Here is a 16,405-nt window from a genome sequence, read left to right as displayed (position 1 = left end):
CAAGGTTACGCGCCGAATTCCATGCTCTCGGTGGTCCAGGCGCGGGCCTGGTCGCTGAGGCTGACGCCGAGGCCCGGGCGGTCCGGGACGATCATCCGGCCGTCCTTGGTTTCGAGGCGTTCGTTGAACAGCGGGTCCAGCCAGTCGAAGTGCTCTACCCACGGCTCGCGCGGGTAGGCGGCGGCCAGGTGCAGGTGGATTTCCATCGCGAAGTGCGGGGCCAGGCCCAGGCCGCGTTCGTCGGCCAGGGCCGCGAGGCGGAGGAACTGCGTGATGCCGCCGACACGTGGGGCGTCGGGCTGGATGATGTCGCAGCCGTTGGCGGCGATGAGGCCCTTGTGCTCGGCCACTGAGGCGAGCATTTCGCCGGTGGCGATGGGGGTGTCCAGGACCTGGGCGAGGTGGGCGTGGCCCTCGAAGTCGTAGGCGTCCAGCGGTTCTTCGATCCAGATGAGGTTGAACTCCTCGAGCTGGCGGCCCATGCGCAGTGCGGTGGCGCGGTCCCACTGCTGGTTGGCGTCGACCATCAGGGGCACATCCCAGCCGATGTGTTCACGGACGCCGGCCACGCGGCGCAGGTCCTCCTTGGTGTCCGGGAGTCCCACCTTGATCTTGATGCCGCCGATGCCTTCCTCGACGGACTGCGTGGCCCGGGCCTTCACCTCGTCCAGGGTGGCGTTCAGGAAGCCGCCGGAGGTGTTGTAGGTCTGGACGGAGTCGCGGTAGGAGCCCAGGAGCTTGGCCAGGGGCAGCCCGGCGCGCTTGGCCTTGAGGTCGTACAGCGCGATGTCGATGGCGGCGAGGGCCTGGGTGGCGACGCCGGAGCGGCCCACGGAGGCGCCGGCCCAGAGCAGCTTGGTGTAGAGCTTGCCAATGTCGTTGGGGTCCTCGCCGATGATTCCTTCGGCGACTTCCTTGGCGTGGGCGTACTGGGCCGGCCCGCCCGCGCGCTTGGAGTAGCTGAAGCCGAGGCCGGTGTGGCCCTGTTCCGTGGTGATCTCGGCAAAGAGGAAAACGACTTCGGTCATGGGCTTCTGGCGCCCCGTGAACACCTTGGCGTCGCTGATCGGAACAGCCAGCGGCAGGCGTGCGGTGGAAAGTTTGACGTGCCGGATGAGGTCGACGGTGCTCATGGGTTCTCCTTGGGAATGGGGGCAACATCGCCCGCCTACCTAGGATACAAGTTGATTACTTGTAGTACAAGTAATGCACCCAGTCGAGAATCGCCGCAGTTGGGACTCGAAGGGAGGACGGGCCACTCAAAATGAGCAGGCAAGGGCCGGGTCCAGCACCCGAGAGGAGGCCGGACCCGGCAGTCCTGCGCGGAGGTGCCTGAGCTTCCTCCCTTCAAGGACAGGTCCAACTTTCGTCCCTGCACCTTGTAGAAACCCTGTTCTCCACCTACCCCGCGGCCCAGGCCACAACCAGCAGCGCCCCCACGCACAGGACGGTGGTGCAGAGGATCACGTCGCGGGCCACGGTCGTGCCGCGGCCATAGGGTGAGGCGAACAGGAAGACGTTCTGCGCGGTGGGGAGGGCCGCCATGATCACGCTGGCCAGCAGGTGCTGCCCCTCGAGGCCGAAGACAAAACGCCCCAGCAGCCAGACAATCACCGGCATGCCCGCAATCTTCAGGAACGTGGCCACGAGGGTCTCGGTCCGGCCGTCGTCCTTCTGCAGCGGCGCACGGCCGGCCAGCGACAGGCCAAAGGCGAGCAGCACCATCGGGACAGCCCCGCCGGCCAGCATGTCGATCGGCTTCCGCAGCAGCTCCGGTTCATGCCACCCTGTCAGCGCGGCGACGACGCCGAGTGCCGAGGCGATGATCATGGGGTTGGACAGCGGCTGGAGCAGCACCTTTTTCCACGAAATCCGGGCGCCGGAGAACACTCCTAAAAGCGTCAGGTAGAACGGGGCCAGCACCAGGAGCTGCACCAGCAGGACCGGCGCCACATGCTGCGCCGTGCCGACGGCGTACAGCGAGACCGGAATGCCGATGTTGTTGGCATTGGCATAGCTGCTGGCCATGGCTCCGACGGCGGTCTCCGCGGCCGGGCGCCGGAAGAACAGGAAGCTCAGCAGCCAGTAAAGAAGCCCCACCGCCGCTGCTGAAAGCAGCGCCAGCGGGGCATCGGTTCCGAGGGCGGCCCGGATGTCGGAGCCCGCCACCACGGTGTAAAGCAGGGCAGGGTTGGTGATGTAGAAGGCCGTGCGGGTCAGCGCAGCCTGGACCTCCGGGCCCAGGATGCGGAACCTGGCGGCGAGGTAGCCGACGGCGATGACAGCAGAAACGATGAGTATTCCGGAGACGACGCCGCCCACACTCTGCCCTTCTATTTATCTGTACGGACTGGTTGTTACCGAACCAGGCAGGGCCGCTTCGGGTCGAAAGACCAGCCGTCGATGTAGTACTGCATGCCGATGCTGTCGTCCCGCGCATCCAGGCCGTGCTGCAGGTACAGCTGGTGCGCCCTGTCCAGGGCCTCGCGGTCCAGTTCGATGCCCAGGCCGGGAGCGTCCGGAACCTCGATGGCGCCGCCCTTGATCTGCAGCGGGTTCCTGGTGAGGCCCTGCCCGTCCTGCCAGATCCAGTGCGTGTCCAGCGCGGTGATCTCGCCGGGGGCTGCCGCGCCGGTGTGGGTGAACATGGCCAGCGAGATGTCGAAGTGGTTGTTTGAGTGCGAGCCCCAGGTCAGGCCGAATTCGCTGCACAGCTGCGCTACCCGCACCGATCCGTGCATGGTCCAGAAGTGCGGGTCCGCCAGCGGGATGTCCACGGCGTTGCTTCTGATGGCGTGGGCCATTTCCCGCCAGTCCGTGGCGATCATGTTCGTGGCGGTCTTCAGCCCGGTGGCCCGGCGGAATTCCGCCATGACCTCGCGTCCGGAGAAGCGCCCTTCGGCGCCGCAGGGGTCTTCGGCGTAGGCCACGACGCCCTGCATCCGCTTGCCGAGCCGGATGGCTTCCTCGAGCAGCCAGCCGCCGTTCGGGTCCAGGGTGACGCGGGCATCCGGGAAGCGCTTGGCCAGCGCCGTGACCACGTCCACTTCGTCGTCGCCGGACAGCACGCCGCCCTTGAGCTTGAAATCGCTGAAGCCGTAGCGCTCCTGCGCGGCTTCCGCCAGCGCCACCACTGCCTCGGGTGTCATTGCCTCCTGGCGGCGCAGTTGCTCCCACCGGTCCGACGGCGATTCCTCCACCAGGTACGGCAGGTCCGTCCGCTGGTGGTCACCAATGAAGAAAAGGTAACCGAGCATTGGCACGGAGGTGCGCTGCTGCCCGTCGCCCAGCAGCTCGGCCACCGGGACGCCCAGGAACTGGCCGTGCAGGTCCAGCAGTGCGGACTCGACGGCGGTGACGGCGTGGACGGTGGTGCGCAGGTCGAATGTCTGCAGGCCGCGGCCGCCGGCGTCGCGGTCGGCGAACTCCGCGGCGATTTCGCGCAGCAGGGAGCGGTAGCGGGCCACCGGCCTGCCGGCGATCAGCGCGCCGGCCTCCTCGATGGTGGTGCGAATCTTCTCGCCGCCGGGAACCTCGCCGAGGCCGGTGCGGCCGTCGGAGTCGGTCACGATGACCACGTTCCGGGTGAAGAACGGCCCGTGGGCGCCGCTGAGGTTCATCAGCATGCTGTCGTACCCCGCAACGGGGACCACCTCCACGCGGGCAATGGTCGGCTGGGCGGTCATGCGTTGGCCTCCTCTTTCTCTGCAGCGGCATCGGCGGCCGCAACCGTGCCGTCGATGCGGCGGTTCAGCTGCCAGGGATTGGCGTCCTGGAGGGCTGCCGGGAGGAGTTCCTGGGGCAGGTTCTGGTAGGCGACGGGGCGGAGGAAACGGTTGATGGCGAGGGTTCCGACGGAGGTGGTGCGGGTGTCGGAGGTGGCGGGGAAGGGTCCGCCGTGGACCATGGCGTGGCCGACTTCGACGCCCGTGGGCCAGCCGTTGACGATGATGCGCCCCACCTTCTGTTCGAGTGCGGGGATCAGTTGTGCCGCCGTCGGGTAGTCCTCCTCGGTGAGCTGCAGGGAGGCGGTGAGCTGGCCTTCGATTCGATGGGTGGCCTCGACGAGTTCCTCGGCGGAGGAGTAGCGGATCACCAGGGACGCCGCGCCGAAGATCTCGGCGTGCAGCACCTCGTTGGTGATGAAGTCGCGGACCTGGGTGCCGTAGATGGCCGGTGCCGGGGCGTTCTGGGTGGGGCCGGGGGTTCCGGTCCCGACGACGGTCACGTTGTCTGCGGCGCCAAGCGCCTGGGTTCCGGTGTTCCAGGAGTCGGCGATGCCTGCGGTGAGCATGGTCTGGCCGGCGCAGGCGGAAACGGCGCGTCCGACGGCGGAAGCCAGTTTGTCGCCCGCCTCACCGGCGGGGGCGAAGAGCAGGCCGGGGGAGGTGCAGAGCTGGCCGGAGCTGCCGGTCACGGCGGTGATGTACTGCTGCGCAAGGGCGTCGACGTCGCCCTTGAGGGCGCCGGGGAAGACGAACACCGGGTTGAGGGAGGACATCTCCGCGTAGACGGGGATGGGTTCGGGGCGCGCGGCGGCGGTACGCATCAGGGCGATGCCGGCGCTTTGGGAGCCGGTGAAGCCGACAGCCTTGATCGCGGGGTCGGCCACGAGGGCCTGGCCGATGCTGGAGCCCGGGCCATAAATCAGGGAGAAGACTCCCGGGTGCAGCCCGAGGTCCGCAACGGCCTTCGTGATGGCGTGGCCGACGAGTTCACTGGTGCCGGGGTGGGCGTTGTGGGCCTTGAACACGACGGGGCAGCCGGCGGCGAGGGCGGAGGCAGTGTCGCCGCCCGCCGTCGAGAACGCCAGCGGGAAGTTGCTGGCGCCGAAAACGGCGACGGGGCCGAGCGGGATCTGGCGCTGGCGGATGTCCGCGCGGGGCAGGGGCGTGCGGTCGGGCAGGGCGGGGTCGATGCGGACGCCGCGGAAGTCGCCCTGGCGGACGACGTTGGCGAAGAGGCGGAGCTGGCCGGCGGTGCGGGCGCGTTCGCCGGTCAGGCGGGCGGCGGGCAGGCCGGTTTCCTGGCCGGCGCGGATGATCAGTTCGTCGCCGATTGCTTCGATGTTGTCCGCGATGGCGTCCAGGAACGCGGCGTGGGTTTCGGGGTCCAGGGTGCTGAACGACGCGAAGGCCTCGGCGGCCGCGGCGGTCGCAGCCTTGAGCTGCTCCTCTGTGAGCAGGGTGTAGGCCGGTTCGAGCTGTTCGTTGCTGGCCGGGTTGAACGCGAAGGTCGTCTTGCCTTCGCCTTTGACGGTTTGTCCGGCGATCAGGGAGTGTCCGGTAAGGGTCACGGTGGTTCCTCCTAAATATAAGGTGTTGGCCGGCAGCTAGGAGACCTTGGCGATGAGCGCCTTGAGGTCGGCCAGATCCTTTTCCGCCATGTTCTGCAGCGGGGGACGGACGCCGCCGGCGGAACGGCCGATTGCGTCGAGGCCGCCCTTGACGATGGAGACAGCGTAGCCCTTCACGCGGTCGCGGATGTCCAGGTAAGGAATGACGAAATCGTTGAGCTTCTGGTTGACGGCGACGCGGTCATTGTTACGGACGTCCTGGTAGAAGTCGAGCGCGAACTGCGGAACGAAGTTGTACATGGCGCTGGAGTAGGTGCTCATGCCCAGCTGCAGGAGCGGCAGCGCAAAGGTCTCTGCCGTGGGGAGGCCACCCAGGTAGAAGAGGCGGTCGCCGAGCTTGGCGTAGACGCGGGCGTCGTGCTCGAGGTCGCCCACGCCGTCCTTGAAGCCGATCAGGTTCTCGTGGCGGTCGGCGAGCGTGGCCACCGTGGTGTCCTTGTAGATAGCGTTGGCGCGGTTGTAGATGATCACGCCGAGCGAGGTGGCATTGCAGACGGCGCTGACGTGGTCGATCAGGCCGCCCTGGTCGGCTTCGGTCAGGTACGGGGGCAGGAGCAGGATGCCCTCGGCGCCGGCGGCCTCGGCGGCCTTGGCGTTCTCGATGGCCTGGGCTGTGGAGCCGCCGGCGGAGGCCAGGACGGGAACGGTGCTGCCGACTTCCTCGACGGCGGCGCGGACCACGCGGGCCGACTCGGCAGGGGTGAGGGAGAAGCCCTCACCCGTGCCGCCGGCGGCGAACAGCCCGGCAACGGGGTAGCTGGCCTGCCACGCCAGGTGCTTGCGGTAGTTCTCCTCGTCGAACTGCAGCTCTGCATCGAAGGAGGTTACGGGGAAGGACAGCAGCCCGTCCTTGAGGGTGTTGGCGAGTTCCTGGGGTGAAAATTTTGCCACGGGATGTCCTTGGAGTCGGTGCCGGAGGCGGCGGGGGGTGGTGGTTCCTCTTCAGACTAGGGACCACCGTCCATGCCTGTCTAAGTGCATTTTTGTATCTATTGATACCCTCAGCGCATTAGTCTCCAAGTGCGGGCAATCTAGCCGGCCGCAAACTCCAGGTCGCGCAGCAGCCGCACCAGCGCGGGGTTCTTAGCGTCCCGGTTCCAGATGGCATGCAACTCCACGGGTTCCTCTTCCCCGCTCGCCAGCCGCAGGAACGATACGCCCCGGATGCCCAGTGCCGTTGCCGAGTGCGGCACGAAGGCCACACCCCGCTTGGCGGCCACGAGCGAGACCATGGTCAGGATCTGGCTGACGGTGTGCACCACGTTTTCGTGCCGGATATCGTGCAGGCGGACCACGAGGTCGTAAAAGTACCGGGCCTCCGTGGCGGAGTGCATGATGAGCGGTTCGTCCTTGAAGTCCTCGCTCCGGATGTCCCGCTTCAGGTCCGCAAGCGGATGCGAGGCCGGTACCGCCAGCACCATCGACTCCCGGTACAGCAGGTGCGAGTCGAAAACATCGGTGTCGAAGGGCGGCCGGGCCAGGCCCAGGTCCAGTTCACCGGTGAGGAGTCCCTGGATCTGTTCGCCCGTCACCAGCTCCTGGAGGTCGATGTCCACCTCGGGCAGGATGGCACCGATCTCCTCCAGCAGCGGGCCGAGGATGCTGAACCCGCTCGCGGCCGTGAAGCCGATGCGGAGATGGCCCTGCCGGCCGGAGGCGATCCGCCGTGCGGTGACGGGTGCCCTGCCAGCCAGGGCCATGAGCCTGCGGGCCTCGTCGAGGAAGGCGCGTCCGGCTGGCGTGAGCTCAACCCGGCGGTTGTCCCGCTCGAGCAGTTCGGCGCCGACGCTCTTCTCCAGCTTCTGGATCTGGCGGCTGAGCGGGGGCTGGGTCATGTTGAGGCGCTCGGCAGCCCGGCCAAAGTGCAGTTCCTCGGCGACGGCGATAAATCCGGTCAGCTGGTCGAAGGTAAACATGATGCTCTCCCGGTATTACTCAATGCATATTTGGGCTTAGACATGCATCATAACGCCTCCCTACACTCGACCTAGCGATCCGGCAGTGACCCGGTTCACAAAACCTGCGGGCTGAGGCAGCCCGCAGTGCAAACGAGGAGTTTCAATGATGCACTTCCCCACCCGCCGCGCCGTTCTCGGGGCGGCGTCCGCCATCACCCTTCTGGCAATGACCGCATGCGGCAACGTTGCCGGCGGCAGCGCCGATTCATCGAAGTACCCCAACGGCCCGGTCAACCTGACCGTAGGCCAGGCACCCGGTGGCAGTACTGACCTGATCGCGCGTGCCATCTCCGAAGGCGCGGCCAAGACCCTCGGGGCCCCGATCCCCGTCGTCAACAAGCCCGGCGCCAACGGCGCACTCGCCAGCAAGGAGGTGGCAGGCAAACCTGCCGACGGCCAGAACCTGCTGCTGATCAACGCTTCCCTGATCACCATCACGCCGCTGGCAGTGACCAAGGACGAGGCCGTCAACATCGATGACTTTGACATCATCACCGGCCTGTCGCAGGACGACTACGTCCTGGTTGCCAGCGAAAAGTCCGGCTTCAAGTCCATCAAGGACCTCACCGCGGCCGGACGCAACATCACCTACGGCACCACCGGCGTCGGCACCGGCAGCCAGCTCGCCCAGACCGTCCTCTTCAAGCAGGCCAACGTCAAGGGCACCGATGTTCCGTTCGACAGCGGCAAGCCGGCCCTGACCGCCGTCCTGGGCAACCAGGTGGAAGTCACCACCATCCAGTTGGGTGAAGCCATGCCGCAGATCCAGGCCGGCAAGGTGTCCCCGCTGCTGGTCTTCTCGGAGGAGCGGAACTCCTTCCTGCCGGACACCCCCACCGCCAAGGAATCCGGCTACGACGTTCCGGTCGCCCAGTACCGCGCGGTCGCCGCCCCCAAGGGAACCCCGAAGGAAGTCAAGGACAAGCTCCTGTCCGCCATCCAGGACACGCTGAAGTCGGACGAGTACAAGGAGTTCAACAAGAAGAACATGCTGACGCCGAAGGAAATCTCCGGCGCGGAAGTAGTCACGCAGTGGAAGGACTACGCAGCCAAGTACAAGGCCCTGGTGGAGAAGTACAGCATCAGCCTCGCCGGGAACAAGTGATTCCAGTGCAGGCAGCATCACCGGTATCCGGCGCGAACGAGCTTCCCGCCGAAGAGCTTGACGACCTGACCCCCGACCAGTTGGCAGCGCAGTGGGAAGAGGAAAAGCCGCCGTCCGCCGGTGCGCTGGCCAACGTGGGCTCCTCCCTCGTGGTCATCGGCGTCGGCGCCGGAGCCGTGGTCCTGTCCGTGGCCATGGGCCTGGGCACGCCGTCGGCGCCGCAGCCGGGCCTGTGGCCGTTCATGATCAGCTGCGTGATGGTGGCCCTCGGGCTGTTCCAGCTGATCATGGGCCGGCACAACCGGGACGCGGAGAAGTTCACACGCATGTCCATGGCCCCGCTGACCGGGCTGGTCACGCTCGCCGCCATGGTGGCCCTCATGCCGATCGCCGGGTTCGAACTGCCGGCCCTGGTGCTGTGCATCATCTGGATGCGCTTCCTCGGCGGCGAAACGTGGCGCTCAACGCTCCTGGTCAGCGCCATCGTGGTGGCCGGCTTCTACGGCATCTTCGTGACTGCGCTCAACACTTCCATTCCCCACCTCTTCTAGGAGACCACCGTGGATTTCCTGAATCCCGTGATCAACGGATTTGCAGTCGTCCTGGAGCCAATGAACCTCCTGTACTGCCTGATCGGCGTCGTTATCGGCATGCTGATCGGAGTGTTGCCCGGCCTGGGGCCCGCGGCAACCATCGCTATCCTGCTTCCGCTCACCTACAACGTTGAGCCCGTCACCGCCATCATCATGCTGGCCGGCATCTTCTACGGTGCCCAGTACGGCGGCACCATCACCTCGGTGCTCCTGCGCCTGCCCGGCGAGGCATCCTCGGTGGTCACGGTCTTCGACGGCTACCAGATGGCCAAGCAGGGACGGGCCGGCACAGCTCTCGGCCTGGCATCCATCGGCTCGTTCATCGGCGGCACCGCGGCCATCATCGGCCTGACGTTCCTTGCCCCGGTCGTGGCCAGCTTCGCCCTGGACTTCGGTCCCGCCGAGTACACCGCCCTGGCGCTGCTGGGCATCCTGCTGGTGGCCACCATCAGCAGCGGCTCAAAGACCAAGGCGCTTATCGCGGCCGCCCTTGGCCTGCTGCTGGCGACCGTCGGCCGGGACATCTTCACCGGCGAAAACCGGTTCACCTTCGGCAGCCTGGAGCTGGCCGACGGCATCGACTTCGTGCCGATTGCCATGGGCATCTTCGGCCTCGGCGAGATCATGTACAACCTCGAGGAGCGCCACCGCGCCGCAAAGGCGCCCTCCGCCGTCGCAAATGTCTGGCCCTCCCGGGGCGACCTCAAGCAGGCGTCCGGCGCCATCGGACGCGGCTCGGTCCTCGGCTTCTTCCTGGGCATCCTGCCCGGCGGCGGTGCCACCATCGCCTCCATGGCCTCCTACGCCATGGAGAAGAAGCGGGCCAAGCAGCCGGAGCGCTTCGGCAAGGGCGCGCCGGAGGGCGTGGCAGGGCCGGAAACCGCCAACAACGCCGCGGCGACGTCGTCGTTCATTCCGCTGTTGACCCTCGGCATCCCGGCCAACGCCACCATGGCGCTGATGTTCGGCGCACTGCTGATCCAGGGCGTCACTCCCGGCCCGCAGCTGGTGGAGCAGGACCCGGGACTGTTCTGGGGCGTGGTGAACTCCATGTACATCGGCAACATCCTGCTGCTGATCATGAGCCTGCCGCTGGTGGGGATCTTCGTGAAGATCCTCCGCGTCCGGGCCGCCATCCTGGCACCCATCACGGCGCTGATCACCCTGCTTGGCGCCTACACGATCAACAACAGCATGTTCGACGTGACGCTCGTGGTGGTCTTCGGCATCGTGGGCTACCTGATGAAGAAGTTCGGCTTCGAACCCGGCCCGCTGGTGCTGGCATTCGTCCTGGGCTCCCTGCTCGAGAGCTCGCTGCGCCGTGCCCTGCTGGTGTTTGGCGGCGACCCGCTGGGCTTCTTCAGCCGGCCGATCTCCGCGACGCTGCTCATCGTGTTCGTTGTTGTGGCCGCGCTCCCGGGCATCCGCTCGGGCCTGGCCAAGCGGAAGGCCACCGTCCCCACGGAACCGGCCGCCACTGAAATCAAGGAGAAGGTATGAGCATCATCGTCGGATTCGTCCCCACCCCGGCAGGGGAGGCTGCCCTTGCGGCCGGCATCGCGGAGGCCCGCCTCCGCAACCAGGACCTGGTGATCGTCAACTCCGCCCGTGAAGGCGCCCTCGTGGACAAGTCCGTGGCACCCGACGACGTCCTGGCCAACGCCACCCGGCAGGCGGCGGACGCAGGCGTGACGGCCCGGGTGATCCAGCCGCCCTACCAGCATGATCTGGCGGATGAGTTCCTCGACGTCGCCCGCGAGGCGAACGCCTCCCTGATCGTCATCGGACTGCGGCACCGCACGCAGGTGGGCAAGTTCATCCTGGGCAGCCACGCCCAGCGCATCCTCATGCAGGCTGACCGTCCCGTCCTGGCCGTGAAGGCCGACGGCGGCCAGTTTTAGTTCCCGAAGCACCGCTTGGTAAGAGGCGGGCCGGCACCCGAACAGGATTCCGGCCCGCCTTAGCCATACTCTTTTAGAGGTAAAGACCCATGTCCATTTTGATGGCATCCACGCTGACCGCATCCACGCCGACCCCATCCACGCCGATCGGAGCGCCCCGCCAGCACCGCCTACGCAACCAGCGGCTCGCCGCAGGCGGGCAGGCCCGCATCAACCCCCTCGAGCCGGTCCCCAACTGGTGCAAGCTTTCGCGTTCGGACGAGGTTACCGTGTGCCGCGACCGGCGGGTGATGGCCAGCGGGCGCGTTGACATGGTGGCGCTGGACGGCAGCGTTTTCTGGATCATTCAGGAAGACGGCAAGGGCCGGGCGATGATCCACCAGAAGGACGGGCTGACGGTTTTCCGGCCGCCGCTAAGGCACCGTTTCCGCACGCCATGGTGACGGATCCGGCGTCGGGCGTTTGTTGCCGGCGGGTCGGGATCACTCCGCCGTGACGTCGGACTCATAACCTGCCGAAACGGAATAACAGAGGCCAAACGGATCTTGTTCTACGTGGGCGCCGACCACCGGCTGCCTCTTGAGAGGACATCTTTGCCTAGTGCTTTCATCCCGTTCACCATGTGCGCCACGGTCCGCGACGACCACCGGCGCTCCTTCCGCACCGACCTGGAACGCCTGACTTCCGCCCACCGTGGGTGGGCGCCGCTGGACATGGTTAAGTCCACCAGCACCAAGGCCCTCCTCCGCGGAGCGATCCCGCAAAGCGTTCACACCGCCAGCGACGCGAGCCTTGCCCGTTACCTCCAGGAACGCCTGGCCGCCGGCACCGATATCCACCTGGATCTCACCGTCAGCATCGAGCGGTAACAGAACCCTGCGCAGCCCCGGATCTTTCAGGTCCGGGGCTTTTCCGTTCTGCGGCACAGTTCGGTGAAGTGGTAGTCGCCGGGGGTGGTTGGGGCCCGATGCCTTTGATCGGCTCATCGTTGGATGCGCTGGCATCGGTGTCAGGTTGCGATCTAAGAGTTCCCGAAGCCCTTGTCGGAATAGGAGAATCGGGCCCCTATTCTGACTCCGTTCGGCTTCGTGCCTGACGTCAGGTTGGGGTGTAATTCAACCCGACGTCAGGCTAAGGGTCGCAAAGACTGTTTTAGAGTGGCCCCAGTTCCAGGACGCCATCACCGCGGGAAACGCAGGGCGTGACCAGGGTTGCCCGCTCGTCCTCCGTAAGGACGACGTCTCTGTGGTCTGCGTCGCCGGCGAGGAGCGTGAGCTTGCAAGTCCCGCACGTTCCGGCGTTACAGGAACTCGGCCAGTCGATTCCGGCCGCCCGGAGCGCGTCCAGTAGCGTGGCCTCAGCCGGCACAGATATCAGCTCACCTGTGGGCGCCCACAGTGCAGAAAAGGGAGCGCTGAATTCGTTGAGCGGTGAGACCGCGCCGAAGTCCTCGAAGTGGATGCGGGATGGGCGCCAATGCATGGTCAGTGCCCGGACTTGGTTCATGAGGCCGACTGGCCCGCAGCAGAAGAGGTCGCGTTCGCCCGGTTCTTGGAGTACGTTCCACAGGTCGAAGCGTCGGTCATGCTCGTTGCGCAGGTGCACGGTGGTGTGGGGATCGTCCGTGAATTCCTCTAGGTAGGCTGCTTCCTTCTTGGAGGAAGCGAGGTAGACGAACTCATACGGTTTCCGTTGTCGACGGAGAGAGTTGTACATGGAGCGGATGGGCGTGATCCCTATGCCGCCGGCGATGAATAGTGCCCTCTTGGAAACTGTGAAGGGAAAATTGCCTGTGGGTGGTCGGACACGCATGATGTCACCCACGGTTGCTTGCGCATGCATGCTGGCCGACCCGCCACTGCCGGCTGGGTCGAGCGCAATGGCTATGGTCCAGCGGCCCTGGGCGCCCTGAAGGTCTTCCGTCGTGGAGTAGCACCTGGCCTGGCCGGACGGCGTGAGGATCTCGATGTGATCTCCCGGAGAGGGTGCGGGGAGGGGAGAGCCGTCTGCTGCATCGAAACGAAACTCGATGATGTGTTCGGCAACCCGGCGTTTTTGGGCAAGTCGCACCTTGAGGTATTCAGGCACCATCAACGGCGCTCCTCTCATGGGTGGGCCGTCGTTCTACAGCCATAGCGGGTTTGAGAAGGCCGCCTTTGATGATGGCCCCGTAGATACCGAAGTCTGAGTGGCCGTAGTGACGCTTGATAAGTCGGGGGATCGGCACGTCTCTGGTTGCCGACAGGCGATTCACCTCCGTAGCAGCGCAACGGGTGGCGCGCTTTGACGGCCTTATCAGCACGTCCTCTCCAATTCTCAGTTCTTCGCCTATCCACTCGAACTCCGCCCAGGGTTCATCAGTATCAATGTAGAGATTCGCCCTGAACCGCAGTGGGTCAATTTCTACCCCTGCACGTTCGGATAGATCCCGAACAGAAGCGAGGTTCACGATGTGGCAGGACGCACTGTCGAGCCACGCGTAGTTGTGCCCCAGCCCGCGGGCCATGACGGGCGGCTTGTCATCCGGAAGGTCGAGCACGGCCGCAAAAAACTTCCCTGCCTCTGAACAACCCTCTGGAGTGGAGAGGTCGGAGGAGAACACAAGATGTTCCTGGACGAAGACCTCAAAATGGCCGGTGGCTGGATCGCAATGCGTACGAAGACCTGCAAGACGGTGGTCCACGGTGAGCATATGAAAGTCCGGGTGTAGGGGTTCAGCGAATTCCCGTTGCGTGGCCGCGCCGTGATGAGCCAGAGCAAAGGCCCGGTCGAACGGGAACCCGTGCTCAGGGCTCACCTGTACTGACTCCAGTTGTTGTGCGCTCATCGATTTCACGGGGTAGACGTAGAGCTCCGAGACTTGGCCGATCTGCATTGAATGTTGTCCTTCTGTGCGGAGCTGGAGGCGGCTGCTCAATTACGGTAACCAGCAGGCGACTCCTGGTTTTGCGGTCGAGAAGCTTCCATAGTGGGCAAAAAAGCCCTGCGGGTGAAATTTCCCTGAACTGAGGCATGAGGGTATTAGCGCACGTAGTCTCCGCCGGTGATGTCGATAGTGGCTCCTGTGGCGTGCCGGGACCGGCCGGAGGCCAGGAAAGCGATCGCTTCGGCAACATCCTCAGGGGGAGTGACCTCACCCAGCGGGAGACTTGCGGGCGCGGGATGAGCGCGGGAGATATCGGTAGCGACTCTGCCGGGTGCCACGGCGTAAGCGAGGACGTTTTCCTCCGCGTACCCGCGGGCAATGCCCTTGGTCAGTGCCAGTAGTCCACCTTTGGCTGCCCCGTGGGCAAGGTGTTCGGCGTCGTCTCCTCGGTGGGCTGAGCGGCTGGTGACGTTGATGATGATCCCGCCGCTGCGTGTCCGGAACCCCAGGATGGCTTCCCGGCAGAGGTCGGCTGGGGCGAGCAGATTCAGCTCGTAGTTGGCCTGCCAGCCGCGCTGCCAGGAGTCCTCGTCGTCCAGCTCAGAGGCAAGCCAGCCTCCTGCATTGTTCACCAGGACATCGATGCCGTCCCGCCATGCAGCCGCGTCCCTCCAGACTCTCAGCCGTTCGGCAGGATAGCGCAGGTCGCCTTGGACGAGTTTCACCCGATCGCCCAACCAATCCGCTGTTGCCTGTGCTGAGTCTTTATCGTTGCCGTAATGGAGTACTACGTGGGCGCCCTCGCGGTGCAGTACCTCGACCGTTGCGCGGCCGATGCCCCGGGAGGCGCCGGTTACCAGGACCGTCTTCCCTGCCACCATGCCGCCGCTCATGTCATGGCCTTGGTGCAGCCAAACTGCAGGCCATTTACGGCTGGGGCGTTGTCGCCAATCATCTTCAGATGCAGGGATCTCAACGTTCGGTGCAGCTGGGAGCGGCTGGGGGCTCGCTCGGGCATTCGCTTGCCTCCTTCGACAACGCATGTAGCGCTCATCATCTAAATACGAAGTGAGCCCAACCACACTTGTGGAAGTGTATGAATAAGTTCGTGAGGCCTAGACGAATTGCTGAGATGTTATGGAAGCAGTCCGGCGCGTTTGCCTACTTGGAATGCGTACCAGAACCTTGCTGTCCCTTCTGTGGAGTTGGGGTGGAGCTTGGTCAGCTGTTCGATGGTGTTGAGGCGATACACCAGGGTTTGCCTGTGGATGTTGAGTTCCCGGGCAGCCCGGACAAAGGAGCGGTCCGCGGCAAGGAAGATTTCGAGTGTTTCCATGAGGTCCCCGCGGCTTTTCCGGTCGTGTTCGATGACCGGACCGAGGATTCCGCGGATCAATGCCCGCGATTCCGCGATGCTGCGGGGGAAGTATGCCTGCTCTTCATCAACGCTTCCATACCTTGAGATTCCCGCGTTGGCCTCCAGCGAGTCCTGAAGAGCGAGGTGGGCCTGGCGCCTGGCCTCGGGAATGCCTACTACGCCAGAGATGGGCAAGCTGACGCCGATGTCGGCTTTACCCAGAAGGAATGACATTTTCTCGAAAAGCGCGTCATCGTCCGGTGCCAAAGCGAAGAACTGGTCGTCTTCCTGCAAGAGGAGGATTTCGGGGTCGCGCAGGGCAGGAGAAAGATGAATTGTCGATTCATCGTAGGAGCCATGGCTGCCGGTCCGAATGCTGAGCAGGACCACGTCGCCGCTCATCCCGCGTTGCTCAAGGACTGGGGAGATGGCGCGCATTTCCAAGGCACCCTTGAGCAGACTTCGCAGCACCGTTTCCCCTTCGCGCCGTCTCTCATCCAGGGATTTGGCGTACTGCTCCAGCTCGAGCGCCGTAATTCCCGACACGTAGTGCATTAGCAACGGGTCCGGGAGCGTGTTCTTTTCCGTTCGAATTCTCAGTGACATGCGCAGTCGTCCTGGCACCTCCTGCAGCATTTCCTCGACGTCGCCGACTCCGGCGCCTTTATGCCGCCCGGACTCGGCCACGATGTCACCGGTGGCATCATCCACCAGCGCAAGCCCCCAGCCCACGCCCCGGGCAATTGCTTCAAGGCGTCCCAGGCGGTCCGCTTCCCTGCTGAGCGAGTCGCCGTAGGCGTCAAAAATCCGTTTGGCGTTTTCAAGGCGCTCATGCTCAATGTCCAAGGAGTTCTTGATAATGACTCGAGCCAACGCGACGAATTCTAGCTCGAAGGGGGCCTTGAGCAGCGGAAACTGGTGCTCATCGGCCATGCGGATCATCGACGCGTCCACATTGGGTGCCTTTGGGTGCGGCGCGATGATGAGCCCGCTGACGCCGGTTTCAATGAGGCGGAGCAACCAAGCTGCCTGGTCTTTGGCGGAGGGCAGACCAGCCCCGGTTGTCATGACGAGATCACCCGCCTCCACCCAGTGCCATGGATCGGGGAGATCAACAGCATGGGCCCAGGACACAGGCCTTCCTCCACCTTCAATTCCTCCCAGGTACTCAATGTCGAGCCCTGGTATACGGATGAGATTGTCGACGGTGATCATGGTCGCCCAAAGCCTTTTTATACGAAGTGCTAATAAACAAGTTTCACTTTAGCA

16 protein-coding genes are annotated in these 16,405 nt (G+C 65.0%); 6 read left to right on the top strand and 10 right to left on the bottom strand.

Features of this window, described 5'->3' with window-relative positions; all coding sequences use genetic code 11:
* Positions 1-5: 5 nt before the first annotated feature.
* From ACFRAH_RS09100 to ACFRAH_RS09075, 6 genes are all read right to left on the bottom strand, one after another.
* Complete coding sequence (locus ACFRAH_RS09100) at positions 6-1,133, bottom strand: mandelate racemase/muconate lactonizing enzyme family protein (RefSeq protein WP_377990573.1); 1,128 nt, start codon at positions 1,131-1,133, stop codon at positions 6-8.
* A 268-nt stretch (positions 1,134-1,401) separates the two neighbouring features.
* Positions 1,402-2,322 (bottom strand): AEC family transporter, encoded by a 921-nt coding sequence (locus tag ACFRAH_RS09095; RefSeq protein WP_377990572.1) that lies wholly within the window; start codon positions 2,320-2,322, stop codon positions 1,402-1,404.
* 35 nt (positions 2,323-2,357) lie between these two features.
* Positions 2,358-3,686 carry an enolase C-terminal domain-like protein gene (locus ACFRAH_RS09090; RefSeq protein ID WP_377990571.1) on the bottom strand — a complete coding sequence of 443 codons (1,329 nt, stop codon included), beginning with the start codon at positions 3,684-3,686 and terminating at the stop codon, positions 2,358-2,360.
* Positions 3,683-5,296, bottom strand: coding sequence for an aldehyde dehydrogenase (NADP(+)) (locus ACFRAH_RS09085; protein ID WP_377990570.1), 1,614 nt, complete (start codon positions 5,294-5,296; stop codon positions 3,683-3,685). Before ACFRAH_RS09085 ends, ACFRAH_RS09090 begins: the two co-directional genes overlap by 4 nt.
* Positions 5,297-5,332: 36 nt before the next feature.
* Complete coding sequence (kdgD, locus tag ACFRAH_RS09080) at positions 5,333-6,247, bottom strand: 5-dehydro-4-deoxyglucarate dehydratase (protein ID WP_377990569.1); 915 nt, start codon at positions 6,245-6,247, stop codon at positions 5,333-5,335.
* A gap of 140 nt (positions 6,248-6,387) precedes the next feature.
* On the bottom strand, positions 6,388-7,272 hold the full coding sequence (locus tag ACFRAH_RS09075) for a LysR family transcriptional regulator (RefSeq protein WP_377990568.1): 885 nt from the start codon (positions 7,270-7,272) through the stop codon (positions 6,388-6,390).
* Between the two features lie 145 nt (positions 7,273-7,417).
* On the opposite strand from ACFRAH_RS09075, the gene ACFRAH_RS09070 reads away from it, so the two are divergent.
* The 6 genes from ACFRAH_RS09070 (at position 7,418) to ACFRAH_RS09045 (ending at position 11,782) form a co-directional block, all read left to right on the top strand.
* On the top strand, positions 7,418-8,419 hold the full coding sequence (locus tag ACFRAH_RS09070; protein ID WP_377990567.1) for a Bug family tripartite tricarboxylate transporter substrate binding protein: 1,002 nt from the start codon (positions 7,418-7,420) through the stop codon (positions 8,417-8,419).
* A 5-nt stretch (positions 8,420-8,424) separates the two neighbouring features.
* The gene (locus ACFRAH_RS09065; RefSeq protein WP_377990566.1) at positions 8,425-8,970 is read left to right on the top strand and encodes a tripartite tricarboxylate transporter TctB family protein; all 546 of its coding nucleotides are present in this window, start codon (positions 8,425-8,427) and stop codon (positions 8,968-8,970) included.
* A 9-nt stretch (positions 8,971-8,979) separates the two neighbouring features.
* Positions 8,980-10,512 (top strand): tripartite tricarboxylate transporter permease, encoded by a 1,533-nt coding sequence (locus ACFRAH_RS09060; protein WP_377990565.1) that lies wholly within the window; start codon positions 8,980-8,982, stop codon positions 10,510-10,512.
* The gene (locus ACFRAH_RS09055; RefSeq protein WP_377990564.1) at positions 10,509-10,913 is read left to right on the top strand and encodes a universal stress protein; all 405 of its coding nucleotides are present in this window, start codon (positions 10,509-10,511) and stop codon (positions 10,911-10,913) included. Before ACFRAH_RS09060 ends, ACFRAH_RS09055 begins: the two co-directional genes overlap by 4 nt.
* 89 nt (positions 10,914-11,002) lie before the next feature.
* Positions 11,003-11,356, top strand: coding sequence for a hypothetical protein (locus tag ACFRAH_RS09050; RefSeq protein ID WP_377990563.1), 354 nt, complete (start codon positions 11,003-11,005; stop codon positions 11,354-11,356).
* A 150-nt stretch (positions 11,357-11,506) separates the two neighbouring features.
* Complete coding sequence (locus ACFRAH_RS09045) at positions 11,507-11,782, top strand: hypothetical protein (protein ID WP_377990562.1); 276 nt, start codon at positions 11,507-11,509, stop codon at positions 11,780-11,782.
* Between the two features lie 283 nt (positions 11,783-12,065).
* On the opposite strand, the gene ACFRAH_RS09040 is transcribed toward ACFRAH_RS09045, so the two are convergent.
* The 4 genes from ACFRAH_RS09040 to ACFRAH_RS09025 all read right to left on the bottom strand — a co-directional run bounded on the left by ACFRAH_RS09040 (position 12,066) and on the right by ACFRAH_RS09025 (position 16,351).
* The gene (locus ACFRAH_RS09040) at positions 12,066-13,004 is read right to left on the bottom strand and encodes a PDR/VanB family oxidoreductase (protein WP_377990561.1); all 939 of its coding nucleotides are present in this window, start codon (positions 13,002-13,004) and stop codon (positions 12,066-12,068) included.
* Positions 12,994-13,788 carry an MOSC domain-containing protein gene (locus ACFRAH_RS09035; protein ID WP_377990560.1) on the bottom strand — a complete coding sequence of 265 codons (795 nt, stop codon included), beginning with the start codon at positions 13,786-13,788 and terminating at the stop codon, positions 12,994-12,996. The genes ACFRAH_RS09040 and ACFRAH_RS09035 overlap by 11 nt, the downstream gene beginning before the upstream one ends.
* Positions 13,789-13,934: 146 nt before the next feature.
* Positions 13,935-14,672 (bottom strand): SDR family NAD(P)-dependent oxidoreductase, encoded by a 738-nt coding sequence (locus ACFRAH_RS09030; protein WP_377990559.1) that lies wholly within the window; start codon positions 14,670-14,672, stop codon positions 13,935-13,937.
* A 242-nt stretch (positions 14,673-14,914) separates the two neighbouring features.
* Positions 14,915-16,351: a PucR family transcriptional regulator gene (locus tag ACFRAH_RS09025; protein ID WP_377990558.1), complete on the bottom strand. Its 1,437-nt coding sequence runs from the start codon at positions 16,349-16,351 to the stop codon at positions 14,915-14,917.
* Positions 16,352-16,405: the final 54 nt, after the last annotated feature.

Source organism: Arthrobacter sp. NPDC056727 (assembly GCF_042790555.1).
In the GTDB taxonomy this organism is placed as follows: domain Bacteria; phylum Actinomycetota; class Actinomycetes; order Actinomycetales; family Micrococcaceae; genus Arthrobacter.
Note: the sequence above shows the minus strand (reverse complement) of the source record. Positions and strands in the feature narration are given on the sequence as shown.